This is a genomic window from Streptomyces sp. NPDC020807, assembly GCF_040641575.1.
GTDB lineage: Bacteria > Actinomycetota > Actinomycetes > Streptomycetales > Streptomycetaceae > Streptomyces.
Map to the genome: position 1 here is coordinate 1 of NZ_JBFADU010000008.1, position 23,057 is coordinate 23,057.

Genomic DNA, 23,057 nt, shown 5'->3' on the forward strand with positions numbered 1-23,057 from the left:
GCCGGACGGGCGTCGGCCAGCATGTGGGCGATCCGCTCCCGCGGGTACTCCGCGTCCAGCGGCAGGAACGCCGCACCGGCCTTGAGGACCGCGAGCTGGGAGACGACGGTCTCGACGGAGCGGGGCAGGGCCAGGGCGACGACGTCCTCGGTGCCGATCCCGGCGGCCCGCAGGCCGTGGGCGAGGCGGTTGGCGCGGGCGTCGAGTTCGGCGTACGACAGCCGGGTGTCCTCGAAGACCAGCGCGGTGAGGTCGGGGGTCGCCGCGGCCTGGGCGGCGAACGCGTCGGGAACGAGCGGCAGTTCGGCGGGGAGCGGCCGGTAGCCGTCGTGGAGCGCGGCGCGCTCCTCCTCGGCGAGCAGGTCGACCTCGCCGATGCGCTGCCCGGGGCGGGTCGTCATGGCGGTGAGGAGCAGGCCGAAGCGGGCGGCGAGGGCCTCGACGGTCTCCCGGTCGAAGAGGTCGGTGGCGAAGTCGACGGCGCAGTCCAGGCCGGCGGGCGAGCCGTCGGGGGCGTGGAACTCCTCCAGGGTCACGTTGAGGTCGAACTTGGCGACGCCGGTGTCCGCCGCGAGGGCCTCGGCCCGGAGCCCGGACAGGGTGAGGTCGGAGCCGTCGTTGGACTGGAGGACCATCGCCACCTGGAAGAGCGGGTGGCGGGCGAGGGACCGGGCCGGGTTGAGCTCCTCGACGAGCCGCTCGAAGGGCACGTCCTGGTGGGCGTAGGCCGCGAGGTCGGCCTCCCGTACCCGGCCGAGGAGTTCGGCGAAGGTCGGGTTGCCGGAGGTGTCGGTGCGCAGGACGAGGGTGTTGACGAAGAAGCCGACGAGGTCGTCGAGGGCCTCGTCCGAGCGGCCCGCGACCACGGAACCGATCGGCACGTCGGTCCCGGCGCCGAGCCGGGTGAGCAGCGCGGCCAGGGCGGCCTGGAAGGTCATGAACATCGTGACGCGGTGTTCGCGGCTCAACGCGACGAGGGCCTGGTGGAGTTCGGCGTCGAGGGCCAGGGCGACGCGGTCGCCCCGGTGGTCCGCGAGGGTGCCGCGCGGCCGGTCGACGGGGAGCGCGAGCTCCTCGGGGAGGTCGGCCAGAGTCTCCCGCCAGTAGGCGAGCTGGCGCGAGACGAGGCTCTCGGGGTCGGCCTCGTCGCCGAGCAGCCCGCGCTGCCAGAGGGCGTAGTCCGCGTACTGGACGGGCAGCGGCTGCCACGCGGGCGCCTCGCCCTCCCGACGGGCGCCGTAGGCGGCGGCGAGGTCGCGCAGCAGCGGGCCCATGGACCAGCCGTCGCCGGCGATGTGGTGCAGGGCGACGACGAGGACGTGCTCCTCGGGGGCGGTGCGGAGGAGGGTGACCCGCACGGGCGGTTCGGCGGCCAGGTCGAAGGGGCGGCGGGCGGCCCGGTCGATCTCGGCGTCGACGGCGTCGGGCGCGCAGTCCCGCGCCTCGACCGGGAGCGGCGCGCCGACGGGCGCGAGGACGACCTGGTGGGGCTCGCCGTCGTGTTCGGCGATGACGGTCCGCAGGCTCTCGTGCCGCGCGGTCAGGTCGCCGAGGGCGAGCCCCAGGGCGTCCGGGTCGAGCGGGCCGGTGAGCCGGAGGGCGAGCGGCATGTTGTAGAGCGCGCTGGGTCCCTCCATCCGGTCGATGAGCCACAGGCGCCGCTGCGCGGAGGAGAGCGGGAGGCGCTCGGGGCGTGCGCCGGCCGTCAGGGCGGGGCGGACGCCGGCGCCGTCGAGGCGCTGGGCGAGACCGGCGACGGTCGGCGCCTCGAAGACGTCCCGGATGCCGAGTTCGGCGCCGAGGACGGCGCGGACGCGGCTGAGGAGGCGGGTGGCGAGGAGCGAGTGGCCGCCGAGGGCGAAGAAGTCGTCGTCGACGGTGACTCCGTCGACGCCGAGGATCTCGCCGAACAGGCCGCAGAGGATCTCCTCGGGTGCCGTGCGGGCGGCGCGGCCTCCGGTGGCCGCGGCGAGCTCGGGGGCCGGCAGGGCGGCCCGGTCGAGCTTGCCGTTGACGGTGAGGGGGAGGGCGTCGAGGGCGGCGAAGGCCGCCGGGACCATGTAGTCGGGCAGGGCGGCGGCCACGTGGGCGCGCAGCTCGGCCGGGTCGACGGGGACGCGGGTGACGACGTAGGCGGCGAGGCGGGTGGCCCGGCCCTGCCCGGCCGCGTCCGCCGTCGCGCCCTCGGCCGCACTCGCGGTCGCGGGTTCGTACGGCAGGACGGCGGCCTGGAGGACGTCCGGGTGGGTGGTGAGGACGGCCTCGATCTCGCCGAGCTCGATCCGGAAGCCGCGCACCTTCACCTGGTGGTCCGTACGGCCCAGGTACTCGATCCGGCCGTCCTCGCGGCGGCGCACGAGGTCGCCGGTGCGGTACATCCGCTCCCCCGCCGCGAACGGGTCGGCGACGAAGCGTTCGGCGGTCAGCGCCGGGCGGGCGAGGTAGCCGCGGGCCAGGCTCGCGCCGCTCAGGTACAGCTCGCCGGGGACGCCCGCCGGGACGGGCCGGAGGCCGGCGTCGAGGACGTGGGCGCGGAGGTTGGGCAGCGGGCGGCCGACGAGCGGGCGCTCGTCGCCGGCCAGCAGGTGGTGCAGGGAGTCGACGGTGCACTCCGTGGGGCCGTACATGTTCATGACGAGGGTGTCGGGGGCGGCGTCGAGCGCGGTCCACAGGGACTGGCCGAAGGCCTCGCCGCCGACGAGCAGGAGCGCGGGCGGGCAGCGGTCGAGGAGCCCCTCCTCGACGAGGCGCTCGGCCTGGCCCGGGGTGACGTTGACGACGTCGGCGCGGGCGTCCTCGGCGTACCGCACGATGGCGGCGGCGTCGCGGCGCGCGTCGTCGTCGAGCAGGTGGAGCTCCTCGCCCGCGACCATCCAGAGCAGCGGTTCGAGGGCGGTGTCGAACGACAGGGACGCGGTGTGGACGAACCGGAACCTGCGGTCCGGGTGGGCTTGCCGGACGGCGGCGATCGTCTCGGTGCGGTGGAACGCGAGCAGGTTGGCGAGTCCGCCGTGGCGGACGACGACGCCCTTGGGGCGGCCGGTGGAGCCGGAGGTGTAGATGACGTACGCGGCGTTCGCCGGCCGGAGCCGTACGACGGGCGCCTCGGTCGGCCGGTCGGCCCAGGCCTCCTCGCCGGCGTCGAGGACCGCGAGGCCTTCGAGGACCTCCGGGAGGGGCCAGCCGTCCCCGGTCAGGACGACCGCCGGACGGGCGTCGGCCAGCATGTGGGCGATCCGCTCCCGCGGGTACTCCGCGTCCAGCGGCAGGAACGCCGCACCGGCCTTGAGGACCGCGAGGACGGCGACGAGCGCGTCCAGGGAGCGCGGGAGGGCGAGCGCGACGAGGTCCTCCGGGCCGACGCCGTGGGCGGCGAGGCCGTGGGCGAGGCGGTTGGCGCGGGCGTCGAGTTCGGCGTAGCTGAGCCGGGACGTGCCGTGGACGAGGGCGGTCGCGTCCGGGGTGGCGGCGGCCTGGGCGGCGAAGGCGGCCGTGACAGGCTCGTCGGCGCCGGGGAGGGCCGTGTCGTGCCAGGCGGCCAGAGCGGCGCGGCCGGTGTCGCCGAGGACGTCGAGCTCGCCGACCGGGCGGTGCGGGTCGTCGGCGGCCTGGGCGAGCAGGCACCGGAGGGCGTCGGCGAGCCGTTCGGCGGTGGCGCGGTCGAAGAGGTCGGTGGCGAACTCGAGTCCGCCGTCGAGTCCGGCCGGGGTGCCGTCGGCGTGGTGGCGCTCGGAGAGGTTGAGCGTGAGGTCGAAGGCGGTGGTGGGCAGGCCGAGGGGCTCGTAGGCGGTGCGGGTGCCGGGGAACTCGGGCCCGCCGCCCGCCGTGTTGTCGAAGGCGATCATCACCTGGAAGAGCGGGTGCCTGGCCAGTGTGCGGGCCGGGTTGAGCTCCTCGACGAGCCGCTCGAAGGGCACGTCCTGGTGGGCGTAGGCCGCCAGGTCGGCCTCCCTGACCCGGGCGAGCAGTTCGGCGAAGGTCGGCCGCCCGGAGAGGTCGGTGCGCAGGACGAGGGTGCTGGCGAAGAAGCCGACGAGGTCGTCGAGGGCGGGGTCGAGGCGGCCCGCGAGGGGGGTGCCGATGGGCAGGTCGTCGCCCGCGCCGAAGCGGTGCAGGAGGGTGGCGTAGGCGGCCTGGAGGACCATGAAGAGGGTGACGCCGTGCGCCGACGCCAACTCGGCGAGGTGGGCGTGGAGTTCGGCGTCGATCTCCAGCGGGACGACGTCGCCGCGGTGGCTGGCGACGGCGGGCCGCGGCCGGTCGAGGGGCAGCGGGAGTTCGTCGGGGATGCCCGCCAACGCGGTCCGCCAGTGGTCGAGTTGGCGGCTGATCGGGGACTGGGGGTCGGTGTCGTCGCCGAGGAGGCGGCGCTGCCAGAGGGTGTGGTCGGCGTACTGGACGGGCAGCGGCTCCCAGGCCGGCGCCTCGCCGCCGAGGCGGGCGGTGTAGGCGGTGGCGAGGTCGCGGAAGAGCGGCCGGAGGGACCAGCCGTCGCTGGCACTGTGGTGCATGACCAGGAGGAGGACGTGCTCCTCCGCCGTCTCGGAGCGCACGTAGGCGTGGATCGGGACGTCCACGGCGAGGTCGAAGGTGTGTCCGACGAGCTCCTGCGCCGGGCGGTCGGTCACGGTGAGCAGCGGGGCGGGGGGCGCGGGCAGGATCCGCTGGTACGGGACGCCGTCGTGCTCCCCGAAGAGGGTGCGGAGGGACTCGTGGCGGGCGACGACGTCGCCGAGCGCGCCGTCGAGGGCGTGGACGTCGAGCGGTCCGGTGAGCCGCAGGGCGAGGGTGACGTTGTAGGTGGCCGAGGGGCCCTCGGTCTGGCCGAGGAACCACAGGCGGCGCTGGGCGAAGGAGAGCGGCAGCCGCTCCGGCCGGGGCTCGGGGCGGAGCGCGGGGCGGGCCGGTTCGGTGGCGAGCCGCTCGGCGAGGGCGGCGACGGTCGGGGCCTGGAAGAGGTCGCCGATGGCGAGCTCGGCGCCGAGGTCGGCGCGCGCCCGGCCGACGAGCCGGGTGGCGAGCAGGGAGTGGCCGCCGAGTTCGAAGAAGTCGTCGTCGATGGTGATGTCGTCGATGCCGAGGATCTCGCCGAAGAGCTCGCAGAGGGCCCGCTCGCGGTCGTCGCGCGGGGCGCGGCCCTCGGCGTCGGTGCCGAGCTCGGGGGCGGGCAGGGCGCGCCGGTCGATCTTGCCGTTGGCGTTGAGCGGCAGGGCGGGGAGCACGACCACGGCGGAGGGGACCATGTAGCCGGGGAGGGTCTCGGCGGCGGACCGCTTGATCTCGGCGGCGAGCCCGGCCGCGTCGGCGGCGGACTCCAGGGACGATTCCGGGACGGCGCAGTAGCCGACGAGGCGGGTGTCGCCGGGCCGGTCCTCGCGCGGGACGACGATGACCTGGCGGACGGCGGGGTGGCGGGAGAGGACGGCCTCGATCTCGCCGAGCTCGATGCGGAAGCCGCGCAGCTTGACCTGGCCGTCGACGCGGCCGAGGAACTCGACGGCACCGTCGGCGCGGCGGCGGACGAGGTCGCCGGTGCGGTACATCCGCTCCCCCGGCGTGAACGGGTCGGCGACGAACCGCTCGGCGGTCAGGGCGGGGCGGCGCCAGTAGCCGCGGGCGAGCCCGGCCCCCGCCACGTACAGCTCGCCGGGGACGCCGGGCGGGACGGGCCGCAGGCGGGCGTCGAGGACGTGGGCCCGCATGTTGTCGAGCGGGAGGCCGATCGGCGGGCGCGGGCCGGCCAGGTCGGCGGGGGCGAGCGGGTGGTGGGTGGCGAAGGTGGTGGCCTCCGTGGGCCCGTACACGTGGGCGAGGAGCAGGTCGGGGCAGTGGTCGAGGACGCGGCGCATCAGGGTGCCGGAGGCGGCCTCGCCGCCGGTGCAGACGGTCCGCAGGGCGCGGAAGGTGTCCGGGGCCTGCTCGGCGACCAGGTCGAAGAGGGCCTTGGTGAGGAAGACGGCGGTGACCCGGTGGCGGGTGACGACGGCGTGGAGGGTGTCGGCGTCGAGGCCGCCGGGCGGGGCCACGACGACGGTGCCGCCGGAGAGGAGCGGGGTCCACAGCTCGTAGGTGGCCGCGTCGAAGGCGTGCGGGGAGTGGAGCAGGATCCGCTCGTGGCGGCCGTCGCGCCAGCGGCGGTCGGCGGCGAGGTCGACGACGTCGCGGTGGCGGACGGCGACGCCCTTGGGGGTGCCGGTGGAGCCGGAGGTGAACATGACGTAGGCGAGCGCGTCGGGGTGGACGGGGACGCGCGGCGCGTCGGTGGGGCCGTCGGCGCCGTCGGTGGGGCGGACGACGACGGCGTCGTGGGCGAAGCCCGGCTCGTCGCGGTCGGTCACGAGGACGGGGGCACCGGTGTCGGCGAGGAGCGCGGTCATCCGCTCCGGCGGCAGGCTCGCGTGCATCGGTACGTAGCAGCCGCCGGCCTTGAGGACGGCGAGGGTCGCGACGACCAGGTCGACCGAGCGTTCCATGAGGAGGGCGACCGGGGACTCGGGGCGGACGCCGGAGGCGATGAGGTGGTGGGCGAGGCGGTTGGCGCGGGCGTCGAGCTCGGCGTAGGTGACGGTGCCGGTCCCCGCGCCGGCCGCGCCGTCGTGGGCGAGGGCGGTCGCCTCCGGCGTACGGGCGGCCTGGGCCTCGAAGAGTTCGGGCAGGGAGCCGTACGGGACGGGGGTCGCGGTCGCGTTCCACTCGCCGTCCAGGAGCGCGCGCTCCTCGGGGGCGAGGATGCCGAGGGTGCCGAGGGGGGCCTCGGGGTCGGCGACGGCGGCGGCGAGGAGGCGGCCGAGGCGGTCGAAGAGGGTGGTGACGGTGGCGCGGTCGTAGAGGTCGGCGGCGTACTCGACGGATCCGGTGAGGCCGTCGGGGGTGCCGTCGGCGGTGTGGCGTTCGGTGATGCCGATGTTGAGGTCGAACTTGGCCACACGGAGGCCGAGTTCCTCGGTCGTGGCCTCAAGGCCGGGGAGGCCGAGCTCGCCCTCCTCGTGGTTCTGGAGGACCAGGAGGGTCTGGAAGAGGGGGTGGCGGCCGAGGGCGCGGGCCGGGTTGACCTCCTCGACGAGCCGCTCGAAGGGCACGTCCTGGTGGGCGAAGGCGTCGAGCTGGGTCTCGCGGACGCGGCGGAGGAGCTCGGCGAAGGACGGGTCGCCGGAGGTGTCGGTGCGCAGGACCAGGGTGTTGACGAAGAAGCCGACCAGGTCGTTGAGCGCCTCGTCGGAGCGGCCGGCGACGCCCGTGCCCAGGGGGATGTCGGTGCCGGCGCCGAGCCGGGTGAACAGGGCCGCCAGACCGGCCTGGAGGACGGAGAACAGGGTGGAGCGGTGGCGGCGGGCGAGCTCCGCGAGCGCCGCGTGGAGCTCGGGGCCGTACGCGAAGGAGACGGCGTCGGCGGCTCCGGTGGGGACCGGCGGCCGGGGCCGGTCCACGGGGAGCTCCAGCTCCTCGGGGAGCCCGGCGAGGACCTCGCGCCAGTACGCGACCTGACGGCTCATCAGACTGTCGGGGTCGGTGTCCTCGCCGAGGAGTTCACGCTGCCACAGCGTGTAGTCGGCGTACTGGACCGGGAGCGGCTCCCAGTCCGGCGCGGCGCCGCCGAGACGGGCGGTGTAGGCGGTGGCGAGGTCGCGCAGGAGCGGGCCGAGGGACCAGCCGTCACCGGCGATGTGGTGGAGGACGAGGAGCAGCACGTGCTCGGGTCCTTGGGGCGCCCGACCGTCCATGCCGTGGGTGAGCGAGAAGACCGTGACTCTGAGGGGCAGTTCGGCCCCCAGGTCGAAGACGTGCGCGGCGGCACGGTCCCGGAGTGCCGGGTAGTCGTCCGGAGCGCATTCCACCGTGTCGAAGGCGAACTCCGCCTCCGCCGACGGCAGGATCCGCTGCTCCGGTACGCCACCGGACACCGGGAACACCGTGCGCAGGGCCTCGTGCCGGGCGACCAGGTCGGCCGTCGCGGCACGCAGCGCCGCGAGGTCGAGCGGGCCGCGCAGGCGGACCGCGAAGGGCAGGTTGTAGAGCGCGGACGGCCCTTCGATCTGGTCGATCAGCCAGAGACGCTGTTGTGCGTACGAAACCGGGATCACGGTGCTTCCTCTGCTCACGTCACGGCGTGGACGGTGGTCGGGATTTCCTCAGGCGGGGACGGCGGCGACGGTGGGGGGCACCGTGGGCCGGCAGTCCGGGAGTTCCACGGGGCGGCCCATCGCCACGGCGATGCTCCGGTCTCCGCGGAACGGGTCGCGGCCGTGCGCGCAGAGCACGTTGTCGACCAGCATGACGTCGCCGACCTGCCAGGTCTCGCGGACCGTGGCGGCGTCGTAGGCGGCGTTGAGGGCGTCCACGTCCTCCCGTGACAGCGGTTCGCCGTCACCGAAGCCCGTGTTGAAGGGGAAGCCGTCCGGGCCGAACTCGTCGACCATGGCCTCCCGGATGTCCGGGTCGAGGGACCACTCGTTCCAGAACGCGAGGTGGTTGAACCAGACCTCCTCGCCGGTCTCGGGGTGGTGGATGGTGGCCGAACGGAGCTGGCTCGTACGGAGGTTGCCGTCCGGCTGCCACTCGCAGACGATGCCGTTCTCCCGGCAGTAGGCCTCGACGTCGTCGCGGTCCTCGGTGGCGAAGGCGGTCCGCCAGCCGAGCGAGACGTAGTCGGAGTAGTTCCGGGTGAGCGTCCAGCCGGTGGAGCGGCCCCGCTCCGCGAGGTGGGCGGGGAGACCGGCGAGGACCTTGCGGACGTCGGCGGTCGGGGTGGCGCCGCCCTGCTCGGGCGCGGTGAGGCAGGCGAAGAGGAGCCTGCCGGGGAAGGTCAGGGTGTAGCTGTTCTCGTTGTGCATCCGGATCGACTGGGCCGGCGGCAGGTCCGTCGAGGAGAAGACGCCGTTGCCGTAGTCGCTGCGGGGGGTGGCCTTCTCCCGGTACGGGGTGGGCTCGGGGATCAGGATGTCGCGGACGGCGGCGACGTCCTCGGTGCGCGCCACCGGCAGGCCCCGCAGGAAGATCGTGCCGTGCTCGTGCAGGGCGGCGGTCAGCGCGGCCTCGTTCTCGCGCAGCCACGCGCAGGCCTCGGCGAGGTCGGCGGTGGGCGGCACGTGGGTGAGGGCCGGGCGGCCGGGGTTCAGTTCCCAGGTCGGCATGGCGGCGCTCACCGCTGGTCGAGCGTGGCGAGCAGGCTCGCCGGGCGGATGTCGGTCCAGTTGGCCTCGATCCAGTCGAGGCACTCCTGGCGGGTGGCCTCGCCGTGGACGGTGTCCCAGCCGGCGGGGACGTCGATCCAGACCGGCCACAGCGAGTGCTGGTTCTCGTCGTTGGTCAGGACCAGGTAGCCGGCGCTGTCGTCCTCGAACGGGTTGCTCATGGTGACCTCCGAGACGGTGGAGAGCGGGAGGCGCTCTCGGGTGTGATTCGAAGGTAGGGGCGGTGCGCGGGCCGGAGCGGCACAAGCTGAGGCAGGAGAGCGGCAGTTGCCCTGCCCGCCGCTCCGCCGGTCAGCGGGGGGTCAGGGTGACCGGGAAGTGGTCCAGGCCGAAGTTGATGATCGAGCGGTTGTACTGGACCGGGCCGGCCGGTTCGATGACGGCGGCCTTCTCCAGGGCGGCCGTGTAGAGGGCGCTGAGCTCGGCCTTCGCCAGCGGCGCGCCGATGCAGTAGTGGGCGCCGAGACCGAGGGCGAGGTGCTTGTTGGGCGAGCGGTCGAGCAGGATCTCCTCGGGCCGGTCGAAGGCCTCGGGGTCGCGGTTGGCGGACCAGACCCAGACGGCGACGCGGTCCCCGCGGCGGATGTGGCGGCCGCCGAGCTCGATGTCACGGCTCGCGGTGCGCAGGGTGTGGAGGCCGACGGAGGTCCAGCGGAGCAGCTCGTCCACGGCGGAGTCCATCGACACCTCGCCGTTCTGGAGCTTCCGCCACAGGTCGGGCCGCTGCACGAGCGTGTGGAGGCCCATGGCGGCGGTGTGGCGGACGGTCTGGACGCCGCCGACGACGATGTTGTCGAGGTTGAGGACGACGTCCTCGATCGGCATCAGGCGCCCGTTGATCTTGTACGTGGCCATCATCGAGATCAGGTCGTCGCGCGGGTCCGAGCGGCGCAGCATGACCTGGTGGAGCAGGTACGGGATCAACTGCTGGTGCCCCGCGCGCCGTTCCTCCGGGGTACGGCCCAGGAAGGCGACGTCGCAGACACGGACCACCATCTCGCGGTCCGCCTCGGGGACGTCGAGGAGGTCGCACATGACGGCGAGCGGGAGGGCGGAGACGACGTCGACGAGGTCGACGGTGCCGTGTTCGAGGGCACGGTCGAAGAGCTCGCCGGCGCGCTCGGAGATGGAGCGGGCGGCGCCCTTGACACCGTTCTTGGAGAAGAACGGGTTGGCGGGGGCGCGGAGTTCGCGGTGCCGGGGCGGGTCGGTGAGGGCCATCATGCGGCCGGAGCCGACGGGCACGTTCCCCTCGCCCGCGCCGAGGAGGGAGCCGGACTCGGAGCTGAACGCGGCGGCGTTCCGCAGGACGTCGGCCGACTCCTTGTAGGTGAGGACGGACCAGACGCGCCCGTCGTCGACGGTGTCGGTGAGGTGGACGGACGCCTCGCGGCGGAGCTCGTCGACGAGTGCGGGGGTGTCCGGTCGGGCCCACAGGGACGGCTCGGTGAGGTCGACGGAGGTGGTGGGCGCGGAGGATGTGGTGAGGGCGGCGGACGGGGCGAGGGGGGCGGAAGCGGTCAGCACGAGAACTCCTCGGAGGCGACGCGGGAACGGATCAGGGAGGTGAGCAGCTCGACCGGCCCGGGCCGGTCGACGGTGGCGAGGAGGTGCCCGCCGGGGACGACGCGGTGGCCGAAGGCGCCCCGGGTGTGCCCGGCCCAGCCGGTGAGCCCGCAGGTCGCGAGCATCGGGTCCGCCGCGCCTGCCAGGGCGAGGAGGTCGGAGCCGATCGGGGCGTGCGGGCGGTGGCGGTAGGTGCCGGAGACGGCGAGGTCGACGCGGATCGCCGCGAGGGCGCGCTCGGTGAGGTCGGGGTCGGCGAGGACGAGCTCGTCCAGGCCGGTGAGCCGGAGGAGCTCGGCGGCGTCCAGGTCCTTGGTCCGCCGCCCGCTCCACTCGCCCGGGGCGGGCGCGCCGACGGCGACGACGAGGTCGGGGCGGCGGTGGGCGGGGAGGGCGCGGGCGACCTCGTAGGCGAGGAGGGCGCCGAAGCTCTGCCCGTAGAACCCGAACCGGCCGTCGGCGGCGCCGGTGAGGTGGGGGCCGATCGCCTCGACGACGGCGGCCACGAGCCGGTCGAAGTCGGCGGGCATCGGGTGCCGGCCGCGCCCGCCCCGGGCGGGGGGCCGCAGGGCCCAGACCTCGGCCGTGGGGGCGAGGGCGCGGGCGAGCGGCGTGTAGGCGGTGGCGTCGCCGCCGGCGTGCGGGAAGCAGAAGAGCCGGTAGGGGCGGTGCGCCTGCGGAGCGGGCACGAGGAGCCAGTCGCCTTCGACGCGGGGGCGGCCCGCGCGGAGCGGGACCCGGTCCCCCGCCCCGCCGCTTCCCGCGGCACCCGCGAGCGGCTTCGCCGCGGGCCTCCCGGGGCCGATGGCCGCCGGCCGGTCCGGCGCGGGCCGGGCCGCGGGGACCGACGTGGGCCGGGCGGCCGGGACCGGCGCGGGCCCGGCGGCCGTCGTGCCGCCCGGCGGCCGGTCGTCCGTGTCCGTCGCCCCGCCCCGGGGTCTGCCGTTCGCCGCCGTCCAGCGGCTCAGTGCGGTCGTCATCGGACGGCCTCGCGGCGGGCCGTCAGGGTGGGGCGGGCCTTCGCCGGGCCGGCCGCGGCGGCGCGGCGGACGGCGGCGGTGAAGTCGGCGAGGTCCGCCGCGTCCAGGAGGTGGCGGAGCTGGAGTTCGACGTCGAGCTTGCGGCGGAGCATGTGCACGACGCGGAGGGCGGCGAGCGAGTGGCCGCCGAGGGACAGGAAGTCGTCGGTGGGCTCGACGCGGTCCACGCCGAGGACGGTCCGCCAGACGTCGGCGACCTGGTCTTCCACTCCCCCGCCCGCCGGGTCGGCGGCCGCCGGCTCGACGGGCGCGGCGGGCTTCGGCAGGGCGGCGTGGTCGACCTTGCCGTTCGGGGTGAGCGGCAGGGCGTCCAGGACGGTGACGGTGTTCGGGACCAGGTGGGCGGGGAGCGTGCGGCGCAGCTCCGTGAGCACGGCGTTCGCGGTGACGCCCGCGCCCGTGACGTACCCGGCCAGGCGGGGGTCTCCCGGCGCGGCCTCGTACAGCGTCACGGCCGCGCCGCCCACGCCCGGGAGCGCGCCGAGCGCGTGCTCGACCTCGCCCAGCTCGATCCGGAAGCCGCGCAGCTTGACCTGCCGGTCCACCCGGCCCACGTACTCCAGGAGGCCGTCGGCGGAACGCCGGGCCTGGTCGCCGGTGCGGTACATCCGCGCGCCGGGCCCGGCCGCGAACGGGTCGGCGACGAACCGGCCCGCCGTGAGTCCGGCGTGTCCGGGGTAGCCGTGGGCCAGGCCGGGCCCGGCGAGGTACAGCTCACCGACGGCGCCCGCCGCCGTGACGGGGGCGAGCCGTGCGTCGAGCAGGTAGGCGCGTACGCCCGGCAGCGGCTCGCCGAGGTGCGGCCCCGGCCCGGCGATCGGGGCCGTGATGGCGTCGACGGTGCACTCCGTGGGGCCGTACAGGTTGAGCGCGTCGACGCCTCCCTCGGCGAGCTCGTTCCAGGTCCGTACGGGGACGGGCTCGCCGCCCATGAACAGCCGGGGGACGCGGGCGCCGGCCAGCGGCTCGCGGAGCAGGCGCCAGTGGGAGGGCGTGAGGTCGAGGTCGGTCACGTCGTACTCGGCGAGGAGCCGCGCGAGCCGTCCGGGGTCGGCGCGGCGCTCGTCGTCGATGACGACCAGGGTGTCGCCCCGGCAGATCCGGACCCACTGCTGGACGGAGGCGTCGAAGGAGACGCTGGCGTTCCAGGCGACGACGCCGGGCTCCGGCCGGTACGCGCCGCTGAGTTCGAGGGCGTCGACGAGGTCGGCGACGGCGCCGTGGGCCACTTCGACGCCCTTGGGGCGGCCGGTGGAGCCGGAGGTGTAGATGACGTAGGCGGAGTCGAGGGGGTGGGGGGTGAAGGCCGTGGCCGGGCCGTCGCTCCCGGCCTCCGCGTCGGGGCGGATCACGGGGACGCCCGCCGGCACGGGCGGCGCCGCGTCGGCGCTGACGACGGCCGCGAGGCCCGCGTCGGCCGCCATGAAGGCGATCCGCTCGGCGGGGTAGGCGGGGTCGAGCGGGACGTACGCGGCCCCGGCCCGCCACGCGGCGAGGAGGGCGACGGGCAGGTCGGCGGTACGGGCGAGGTGGACGCCGACCCGGTCGCCGCGCCGCACCCCGGCCTCCCGCAGGGCGCGGGCCAGGGAGTCCGTGCGCCGGTCGAGGGCGGCGAAGTCGAGGCTTCCGTCGGCGCCGTGCACGGCGGGACGCGCCGGGTGGGCGGCGGTGACGGCGCGCAGCCGGGTCAGCAGGTCGGTGGCGGGGACGGACGGGGAGGAGACCGTCGACGGTTCGGCGAAGGTGGTCATGGGTGTGCTCCTTGGAAGCGGGTGGACGGGGTGGGACGCGCGCGGGGGCGGGGTGCGGGAGCCGGCTCAGGACGCCGCGGCCACCTCCTCCGCGAGCCGCGCCAGCGCTCCCGCGTACGTGTCGATGAACTCCTCCGCCGTCGCGTCGTCCACCAGCGCCCGCTGGTGGTCCACCGCGAGGAGGACGCGCTGCGAGACCGGGTCCTGGATGAGGGAGGCGCCGAAGGCGAAGCTGTTGGGTTCGTGTCGGAGGGTCGGTTCGCAGCCGATGCGGCCGTCCTCGATGCGGGCGGCGCTGAGCCGGCCGAGCGCGTGGAACCGCAGGTAGCCGAACTGGCTGTCGAGGGCGGTGTCGGCCATCATCCGGGCGAGCCGGGCGAAGGGCACGCGCCGGTGCGGCATCATGTCGAGCTCTTCGCGGTGGACGTGCCGGACCAGGGCGGTGAGGTCGTTCCCGTCGGGTTCGGCGACGAGCGGCACCGTGTTGAGGAACAGCCCGTAGACCTCCGTACCGCCGAGTCGTTCGAGTCGGCCGTTCATGGCGAGGCCGGTGGTGACCCGGCGGCGTCCGGTGACGCGGGCCAGGGCGTGGAGGTGCGCGGCGAGCGCGACGGACTTGATCGGGACCGACAGCGCGGCGGCCACGTCGCGGAGTTGGGCGGGCGCGTCGGGCAGGACGCGCTCGACGGTGCGCGGCAGTTCGTGGACGTCCTCGCTGCCGGGCCAGAGCTGGCCGGTGGCGCCGTCGAGCCGCTCGTGCCAGTACGCCAGGGACTCCCGGTCCGTCGCGGCGGCACGCTCCACGGCGACGAAGTCGCGGAAGGCGGTGCGGGGCGGCGGGGTGGGCGCGGACCCGGGGTCGGCGGCGAGCGCGGTGTGGCGTTCGAGGATCTCGGTGAGCAGGGAGGTGAAGCTCCAGCCGTCGAGGATGGCGTGGTGCTCGGAGATGGTGAGCTGGAAGACGTCGGCGGAGAGCCGCTGGACGGTGATCCGGAAGAGCGGCGGCGCTGCGAGGTCGAAGGGGTGGTCGCGGTGGTGCTCGAAGACCTCCCTGACGGCGGCGTCCTGCTCGGCCTCGCCGCGGCCGCGCAGGTCGGCGAACTCGACGGGGGCGGGCAGCGTGCCGTGCACGAGCTGGAGGGGTTCGCCGTAGCCGGAGAGGTCGAGTCCGGTGCGCAGGACGGCGTGCCGGGCCATCGCCTCCTCGACGGAGCGGCGGAGGGCGGTCTCGTCGAGGTCGCCGCCGATGCGGTACGAGTTGACGTTGTGGTAGCTGTCGGTGCCACCGGCGACCTCCATGTGGAAGACCATGGAGAGCTGCATCGACACCATGGGGTAGGCGTCGACGACGGTGGACGGCAGGTCGGCGCGGTCGTCCTCGTCGATGAGGGCGAAGGGCCGTTCGGCGGTCGGGTCGGCCTCCACCGGCCGTGCCAGGGGCAGGAGTTCGGCGACGGTCGGGGCGTTGAAGACGTCGCGGAGCGCGACCTGCCAGCCGCGGTCGTGGAGGGCGCCGGCGAGCTGGACGGCGCGGATGGAGTCGCCGCCGAGGTGGAAGAAGTCGTCGTGGACGCCGATGTCGGCGACGCCGAGGACGTCGGTCCAGACGGCCGCGAACAGCTCCTCCTCGGGGGTACGGGGCTCCACGTGGCGCCCGGCGACGGGATGCGTGGCGGAGGTGGACCGGTCGGGTGCGGGGAGTCGGGCCCGGTCGACCTTGCCGTTGACGGTGAGGGGCAGCGCGTCGAGGACGGTGACGGTGGCCGGGACCATGTACTCGGGGAGCGTGCGGCCGAGGAAGGCCCGCAGGTCGGCGGGTTCGGCGGGGGCGCGCCCGGTGACGTAGGCGGCGAGCCGGTCGTCGTGGACGGTGACGACGCACGCGTCGATCTCGGGGTGGGCGGCGACGGCGTTCTCGATCTCGCCGAGCTCGATGCGGAAGCCGCGCAGTTTGACCTGGAAGTCGGCGCGGCCGACGTACTCCAGGCCGCCGCCGGGGAGCCTCCTGGCGACGTCTCCGGTGCGGTAGAGGCGGGCGCCGGGCGGGCCGTACGGGTCGGCGACGAAGCGTCCGGCGGTGAGGCCGGGGCGGCCCCAGTAGCCGTGGGCGAGGCTGCCGCCGCCGATGTACAGCTCGCCGGGGACGCCGGGAGGGCTCGGCCGCAGCCAGTCGTCGAGGACGAGCGCGGTGAGGTGCGGCATGGCCTCGCCGACGAGGCTGCGTTCGAAGCCCGCCCCGCCCTCGGCGACGTCGTGGACGGTGACGTGGACGGTGGTCTCGGTGATGCCGTAGAGGTTGCAGAGGCGCGCGGGCGGCAGCGGGTCGAGCTCGTGCCAGCGCTGGACGACGCCGGGGTCGAGCGCCTCGCCGCCGAGCATGATCCACCGCAGGGCGGGCAGGGCGCGCGGGTGGCGGCGGAGCGCCGGTTCGAGCTGGCGCAGGGCGGACGGGGTGAGGCAGAGGTGGGTGATCGTCTCCTCGTCGAGCAGGCCCGCGAACTCGTCGGGTGAGCGGCTGGTGAGGTACGGGACGACGACGAGCCGGCCGCCGTGGAGCAGGGCGCCCCAGAGTTCCCAGACCGTCCAGTCGAAGGCGTAGCTGTGGAACAGGGTCCAGGCCGTGTCCGGGCCGAAGCCGAAGTGGTCCCTGCCGGAGTCGAGCAGGCGGCTGACGTGCTCGTGGGCGACGGCGACGCCCTTGGGACGGCCTGTGGAGCCGGAGGTGAAGATGAGGTAGGCGATGTCCCCGGGGCGGCCGACGGCCGGCGGGCGGGCAGCCGGGTGGGCGTCGATCTCCCCGGCTCCGGCGGCGAGGTCGAGGGTCTGCCAGGGGCCCTCGGGTGCGCGGTCGGGGCGGTCGGTGAGGACGAGGGTGACGGCGGTGTCGCCGAAGACGAGGGCCGCGCGGTCGGCGGGTGCGGCGAGGTCGACGGGGACGTAGGCGGCGCCGGCCTTGAGGACGGCGAGGATCGACGCCGGTACGGCGGCGGTGCGTTCGAGCAGGAGGCCGACGCGGTCACCGGGGCGGACCCCCCGGGCGATCAGGGTGTGGGCCAACCGGTTGGCGCGGGCGTCGAGTTCGGCGTAGGTGAGCGTGCCGTCCTCGTCGGCGACGGCCGGCCGCTCGCCGTGGGCGTCGACGGTCCGCTCGAAGAGGTGGTGGAGGCAGGTGCCGGGGTCGCGTCGCGCCGGCCGGTGCGCGGCGCCCGCCGAGGTGAGGCGGAGGACGGTGGCGTCGGGGTCGGCGAGGGCCGCGTCGAGCAGCTCGGCGTAGTCGGCGGCGAGTCGGCGTACGGTCCCGGCGTCGAAGAGGTCGGTGCTGTACTCGGCTTCGCCTCGCAGCACCCTGTCGTCGTCGGACGCGCCGGTCGACTCGAAGACCGACCAGGTCAGGTCGAACTTGCTCGTCCCGTTGGAGCGGACCTTCCGCACGGCGCTCGCGCCGCCCAGGGCGAGGGGCGTCCGGTCCTCGGCGTGGGCGCCGAAGACGACCTGGACGAGCGGCGGGTGCTGCGGTGTGCGGGGGGTGCCGAGCAGGTCCACGACCTGGTCGAAGGGGACGTCGAGGTAGCCGAAGGCGTCGAAGACGCCGTCCTGGAGGTCGGCGAGGAGCCTGCGGAAGGTGTCGCGGGGCGCGAGTCGCACGCGGATCGGCAGGAGGTTCACGAAGTAGCCGAGGAGGTCGGCCACTTCGGGGCGGTTGCGGGTGGTGACCGGGGTGCCGACCAGCAGGTCGTCGGCGCCGGTCCAGCGGCCCATGAGCAGGGCGAAGGCGGCGAGTTGGACGGTGAACGGGGTCACGCCCTCCTGCTCGGCCAGCGCCCGCACCCGGGCGGCGGCGCCGGGCGTGAGGAAGAACGGCTCGGTGGCGCCGTGCTGACTGCGTTCGGCCGGCCTCGGCCGGTCGCCGGGCAGTTCGAGCAGGGCGGGGACGCCGTCGAGGCTCCGCTTCCAGTGGGCGAGGTGTTCCTCGTACGAGGTCTGCTGCTCCTCCTCGGCCCAGTCGGCGTACTGGGTGGTGAGGACCGGCAGGACGGCATCCCTGCCCTCGGTCAACGAGCTGTAGATCTCGGCGAGTTCACGCTCGAAGATCTCGGCGGACCAGCCGTCCCAGACGATGTGGTGGACGACGAGGAGGAGGGTGGTGAGGTCGTCGGCGACCCGGATCGCCTCGGCGCGCAGCAGCGGTCCCGTGCCGAGGTCGAAGGGGACGGCGGCCCGCTCCGCGATCAGCTCCTCGGCGCGCTCGGCGCGGCGGGCGCCGGGCAGCTCGCGGAGGTCGGTGACCACGAGGGGCACGGCGAGGCCGTCGTGGACGCACTGGCGCGGGCCGTCGGGGTGGAGCGCGAAGGTCGTGCGCAGCGCCTCGTGCCGGGCGACGACGCCGTCCAGGGCGCGCTGGAGCAGGTCGAGGTCGAGCGGTCCGGTGACGTCGTACGTCCACGGGGTGGTGTACGTGGTGGCCTGCGGGTCCCAGCGGTCGAGGAACCACAGCCCGCGCTGGAGGCCGGAGGCGGGGGCGGTGCGGAGGAGGCTCTCGCCCCCGGTCGGGGCGGACGGTTCGGCGGACGGGCTCACGGCCTCGTTCCCTTCGCGGAGGGGTGTGCGGGTGGGCGGGCGGTCCGGGTGGTCCGGTCGGCGGGTCACCGCGTGACCAGCCGTTCGGCGATGGCGCCGACGGTGCGGCCCCGGAAGACCGTCTGCGGCGGCACGCGGGTGCCGGTCTCCTGGGAGAGCCGCATGGCGACCCGCACGGCGGCGAGCGAGTTGCCGCCGAGCCGGAAGAAGTCGTCCTCCGGGCCGAGGTCCCCGGCCAGGCTGAGGATGCTGCGGACGGCGTCGGCGACGAGCCGCTGGCCGGCGGTGAGCGGGTCGGTCGCGCCCGCCGTCTCCTCGACGGCCCCACGCCCGGCCGGGGCGGGCAGCGCGCGGCGGTCCACCTTCCCGTTCGGGTTGAGCGGCAGCGCGTCGAGGACGTCGAGCGTGGCGGGCACCATGTGCTGGGGCAGGAGCCCCGTCAGGTGGTCGAGGAGCGCGTCCGGGTCGGGAGCGAGGCCGCCGACCGCGCCGACGGCGGCGGTCACGTAGGCGGCGAGCCGCGCGTCGCCCTCGGCGGGCTCGTACACGGTGACGGCCGCCTCGCCGACGGACGGGTGGCGGGTGAGCGCGTCCTCGATCTCGCCGGGTTCGACCCGGAAGCCGCGGACCTTCACCTGGTCGTCGACGCGGCCGGTGATCTCCAGGACGCCGGCCGCCGTGCGGTGGCCGAGGTCGCCGGTGCGGTAGAGCCGCTCGCCGGGCGCGCCGAACGGGGAGGCGACGAACCGTTCGGCGGTCAGTCCCGGCCTGCCGACGTAGCCGAGGGCGAGTCCGCCGCCGGCCGCGTACAGCTCGCCGGTGGTGCCGTCGGGGACGGGCCTGAGCTGTTCGTCGAGGACGTGGACGTCCTTGCCGTTCAGCGGGCGGCCGATCGGGATGGAGGAGCCGGCCGCGTCCTCGCGGGTGGCGCGGTGGCAGGTGGTGAGGCCGAGGCTCTCGACGGGGCCGTAGCCGTTGGCGACGACGAGCTCGGGGTACTGGTCGATGGCCTTGCCGACGTGGGTGACGGAGGCCCGCTCGCCGGCGGTGAAGGCGACGCGGACGTCGTCGTACGTCTCCGGGAACTCCTCCAGGAGGAAGTTGAACAGGCTCGCGGAGAGCTGGAGCTGGGTGACGCCGTGGCGCCGCGTCAGTTCGGCGACGGCCTGCGGGTCGGGCCGCTGGCCGGGCTGGAGGACGCAGGTGCCGCCGAAGGCGAGGGCGCCGTACAGCTCCAGGGCGAAGGCGTCCCAGGAGACCGGGGAGCACTGGAGCCAGATCTCGTCGGGGCCGAAGCGGGCGTAGTCCTGGCCGAGGTAGGTGGTGGTGAGGGCGCGGTGCGGGACGGCGACGCCCTTGGGGCGGCCGGTGGAGCCGGAGGTGAACATCACGCAGGCGAGGTCGGTGCCGGTGACGGGGAGGCCCGGGTCGTGGCCGGGGCGGTGCGCGAGGGCGGCGGCCTCGGCGTCCAGGTCGAGGTGGTGGGCGACGGGGAACGGGGGGCTCGCGTGGCGGTGGGTGACCAGCAGGGCGGCGCCGCTGTCGGTGACCGCGCCGGCCAGGCGCTCGGCGGGGAAGTCCGGGTCGAGGAGGGTGTACGCGGCGCCGGACTTGAGGGCGGCGAGCAGGGCGACGACGAGGTCCGGGCCGCGTTCTACGAGGACGGCGACGGTGTCGCCGCGGCCGACGCCGAGGTCGACCAGGTGGTGGGCGAGGCGGTTGGCCCGCGTGTTGAGGGTGCCGTAGTCGACGCGTTCGTCGCCGGAGACGAGGGCGAGGGCGCCCGGCTCCCGGGCCGCGCGGTCCTCGAAGAGGGCGTGGACGGGCGCCTCGACGGCGGCGGCGAGGGTGCCGAGCCAGGCCTCGCACAACTCGGCCATGGTGCCGGGGTCGAAGAGGTCGGAGTCGTACTCGAAGCGGCCGGTGAAGTCGGTGCCCCGGTCGTCGACGGAGATCGAGAGGTCGAAGCGGGAGACGGGGTTGGAGTGGAGCTCGCGGGTGACCTCGGTGCCGCCGACGGTCAGCGGCCGGCTGTCGAGCGGGTGGAGCTCCAGGAGGACCTGGCAGAGCGGGTTGCGGTCCTCGGCGCGGTCGTCGGGCCGCTCCTCCATGACGGCGCCGGCGATGGCGTCGAAGGGGGCCTCCTGGTGGCGGTAGCCGCCGATGGCGACCTCGCGGACGTGCCGGACGAGCTCGCGGAAGTCCGTGGAGGCGTCGACGCGGACGCGGAGCGGGAGCAGGTTGACGAAGTAGCCGATGAGGGCGTCGAGTTCGGACCGTCCCCGGACGCTCACCGGGGAACCGAGGACCAGGTCGTCCTGGCCGGTCCGCCGGTGCAGGGTCAGCGCGAGGCCGGCGAGGAGCACCATGAACGGGGTCGCGTCCTCGCTCCGGGCGAGCTCCCTGACGGCCTCGGCGACCGGCCGGGGCATCGCGAAGCGGTGGAACGCGCCGCGGAACGCCTGGAGTTCGGGCCGGGGTCGGTCGGTGGGGAGCGGGGACTCGGTGGGGGCGTCGCGGAGGTGCTCGCGCCAGTACGCGAGCTGGCGCTCGGCGGTGCCGTCCTGCTGCTGCCAGGCGGCGTAGTCCGCGTACTGGACGGGCAGTTCGGGCAGTTCGGAGGGCCGGCCGATGGCCAGGGACTCGTACAGGGAGGCGAGTTCGGTCTCCAGGACGGCGAGGGATCCCTCGTCCCAGACGATGTGGTGGCAGAGGAAGAGCAGCGTGGAGGTGGCGCCGGTGCGGAAGAGATGGGCGCGGACGAGGGGTCCGGCCTCCAGGTCGAAGGGGACGAGCGCGGCCTCGGCGATGCGCTCGTCCAGGGTCGCGGAGGCGTCGGGGGCGATCTCCTCGACGGTGAAGGGCACGTCGACGGAGGGGTGGATCACCTGGCGGGGGCCGTCCTCGCCCCACGCGAAGGTGGTGCGGAGGGCGCCGTGCCGGGCGGCGACCCCGTTCAGTGCGCCCCGGAGCAGGCCGGGGTCGACGGGTCCGGCGAAGCGGAACACCCAGGGCACGACGTAGGTCGGGGCTCCGGGGTTCCATTGATCCAGAAACCACAGTCCGCGCTGGAAGTTGGCCAGGGGCGCGATGTCGTCGACGGTCCGCTCCAGCGCCGGGCGTTCACCTCCGTCCGTGGCTGCGGTGACGGCGGCGGCGAACTCGGCGAGGGTGGGGGCGTCGAAGATGGTGTACGGCGAGATCATGCCGAAGACGTCGAAGACGCGGCCGACCACGCGCACGGCAGTGAGCGAATCACCGCCCAGGTGGAAGAAATTGTCGTCGGCGCCGACCTCGGGGACGCCGAGCACGTCCGCCCAGACGGCGGCGATGAGCTGCTCGGCGGGGGTACGGGGAGGGCGTCGGCCGGCGACGGGGGCGGCGGGCGCGGCCTGCGGGGCGGGCAGCGCGGCCCGGTCGACCTTGCCTCCGCCGGTCAGCGGGAGGGAGTCGAGGACGGTGACGGTCGCCGGGACCATGTGCTCGGGGAGCCGCTCGGCGAGGAAGGCGCGGAGCTCGGCGGTGTCGGGGGCGGCCGTGCCGGGGGCCGGGGTGACGTAGGCGGCGAGCCTCCCCTCGTACGCGACGACGACCGCCGAGGCGATCTCCGGCCGTCCGGTGAGGACCTCCTCGATCTCGCCGGGCTCGACCCGGAAGCCGCGGATCTTCACCTGGTGGTCGGAGCGGCCGACGAACTCGATCGCGCCGCCCTCGACGGGCTGCCGGACGACGTCCCCGGTGCGATACATCCGGCCGCCCGGCTCGGGGGCGAAGGGGTCGGCGAGGAAACGACCGGCCGTCAGGGCGGGGCGGCCGTGGTAGCCGGAGGCGAGGAGGGGCCCGCCGACGTACAGCTCGCCGGTCTCGCCGGGAGACACCGGCGTCAGCTTGTCGTCGAGGACGTAGGCGCGGCGGTCGCCCAGGGGCCGCCCGATCGGGACCGTGCCCGCGTCCCCGCCGGCCGGGCCGGCCAGTTCGTGGACGGTGGCGGTGACGACGGTCTCGGTCGGCCCGTACGCGTTGAGCAGCGGCACGCCGGTGGCGGCCCACCAGCTCGCGGCGGCGTCCGGGTAGAGCCGGTCGCTGCCGGAGATCATCAGGCGGAGGGCGCGCGGGGCACGGCCGTACTCCCGCAGGGCGCCGACGACCTCCTGGAAGTACCCGGCGGCGAGGTTGGCCACCGTGACCGACCCGGAGTCGAGCAGGTCCAGGAGGGCGGCGGGGGCGAGCAGCTGCTCCTCGGGGACGAGGACGCAGGCGCCGGCCGAGAGCGCGGTGAGGACCTGCTCGACGGCGACGTCGACGGTGGGGCGGGCGGCGTGCAGCACGACGTCGTCCTCGGTGAGGCCGAAGCGCTCGACGGCGGCGTCCAGGTGGCCGGCGAGGGCGGCGAGCGGGACGTGGACGCCCTTGGGGCGGCCGGTGGTACCGGAGGTGTAGATGAGGTATCCGGCGGCCGGGGCGAGGTCCTCGCCGTCGGTACCGGTGCGGGTCAGCTCCCCGTCGACGTACGCGAACGTGGCGCCGGCGTCCTCCCGGATCCAGGCGTTGCGCTCCTCGGGCGCCTCCCGGTCCAGCGGCAGGTACGTGGCGCCCGCCCGCAGGGCGGCGAGCAGGCCGACCACGTGGTCGATCCGGTCCCGGCCGGTGACGGCCACCGTGTGTCCGGGCGCGATCCGGGCGGCGAGTGCGCCGCTCAGCTCGTCGAGCTCCCGGTAGTCGACGGTCCGGGTGCCCAGCCGGAGGGCAGGGCGGTCCGGGAAACGGCGTGCTGCGGACGTGAAGGCAAAACCGCGAGATTCCATCATCCAACCCCGATGAATTAACGACGCTGTGGGCAGTGAGAAAACGATAGGACGGGGTTCGGGAGCCGATCGGCAGATCCCCGGGAAGGACATCGGCAGTTTCAACTGCCTGTCGGCGAAAAAGAA

The 23,057-nt window shown here is 75.1% G+C and carries 8 protein-coding genes; all 8 read right to left on the minus strand.

The window, feature by feature from the left end; translation table 11 throughout:
• Window positions 1-8,081 (minus strand): amino acid adenylation domain-containing protein (locus tag AB0G79_RS14920; RefSeq protein WP_360805936.1); only part of this gene is annotated, 8,081 nt, incomplete at its 3' end.
• A gap of 48 nt (window positions 8,082-8,129) precedes the next feature.
• On the minus strand, window positions 8,130-9,131 hold the full coding sequence (locus AB0G79_RS14925) for a TauD/TfdA family dioxygenase (RefSeq protein ID WP_360805939.1): 1,002 nt from the start codon (window positions 9,129-9,131) through the stop codon (window positions 8,130-8,132).
• A gap of 8 nt (window positions 9,132-9,139) precedes the next feature.
• Window positions 9,140-9,352: an MbtH family protein gene (locus AB0G79_RS14930; protein WP_360805942.1), complete on the minus strand. Its 213-nt coding sequence runs from the start codon at window positions 9,350-9,352 to the stop codon at window positions 9,140-9,142.
• A gap of 130 nt (window positions 9,353-9,482) precedes the next feature.
• Window positions 9,483-10,718 carry a cytochrome P450 gene (locus AB0G79_RS14935; RefSeq protein ID WP_360805945.1) on the minus strand — a complete coding sequence of 412 codons (1,236 nt, stop codon included), beginning with the start codon at window positions 10,716-10,718 and terminating at the stop codon, window positions 9,483-9,485.
• Window positions 10,712-11,737 carry a thioesterase domain-containing protein gene (locus AB0G79_RS14940; protein WP_360805948.1) on the minus strand — a complete coding sequence of 342 codons (1,026 nt, stop codon included), beginning with the start codon at window positions 11,735-11,737 and terminating at the stop codon, window positions 10,712-10,714. The genes AB0G79_RS14935 and AB0G79_RS14940 overlap by 7 nt, the downstream gene beginning before the upstream one ends.
• Window positions 11,734-13,548: a non-ribosomal peptide synthetase gene (locus AB0G79_RS14945; RefSeq protein WP_360805951.1), complete on the minus strand. Its 1,815-nt coding sequence runs from the start codon at window positions 13,546-13,548 to the stop codon at window positions 11,734-11,736. Before AB0G79_RS14945 ends, AB0G79_RS14940 begins: the two co-directional genes overlap by 4 nt.
• 66 nt (window positions 13,549-13,614) lie before the next feature.
• The gene (locus AB0G79_RS14950) at window positions 13,615-18,126 is read right to left on the minus strand and encodes an amino acid adenylation domain-containing protein (RefSeq protein ID WP_360805954.1); all 4,512 of its coding nucleotides are present in this window, start codon (window positions 18,124-18,126) and stop codon (window positions 13,615-13,617) included.
• Between the two features lie 65 nt (window positions 18,127-18,191).
• Entirely contained in the window at window positions 18,192-22,934 is a 4,743-nt protein-coding gene (locus AB0G79_RS14955) for an amino acid adenylation domain-containing protein (protein ID WP_360805957.1), read from the minus strand.
• Between the last annotated feature and the right edge of the window lie 123 nt (window positions 22,935-23,057).

Excerpts from the sequence above, each read along its gene's own strand:
- AB0G79_RS14940 (WP_360805948.1), bottom strand. The coding sequence starts at position 11,737 with ATGACGACCGCACTGAGCCGCTGGACGGCGGCGAACGGCAGACCCCGG.
- AB0G79_RS14945 (WP_360805951.1), bottom strand. The coding sequence starts at position 13,548 with ATGACCACCTTCGCCGAACCGTCGACGGTCTCCTCCCCGTCCGTCCCC.
- AB0G79_RS14955 (WP_360805957.1), bottom strand. The coding sequence starts at position 22,934 with ATGATGGAATCTCGCGGTTTTGCCTTCACGTCCGCAGCACGCCGTTTC.
- AB0G79_RS14925 (WP_360805939.1), bottom strand. The coding sequence starts at position 9,131 with ATGCCGACCTGGGAACTGAACCCCGGCCGCCCGGCCCTCACCCACGTG.
- AB0G79_RS14930 (WP_360805942.1), bottom strand. The coding sequence starts at position 9,352 with ATGAGCAACCCGTTCGAGGACGACAGCGCCGGCTACCTGGTCCTGACC.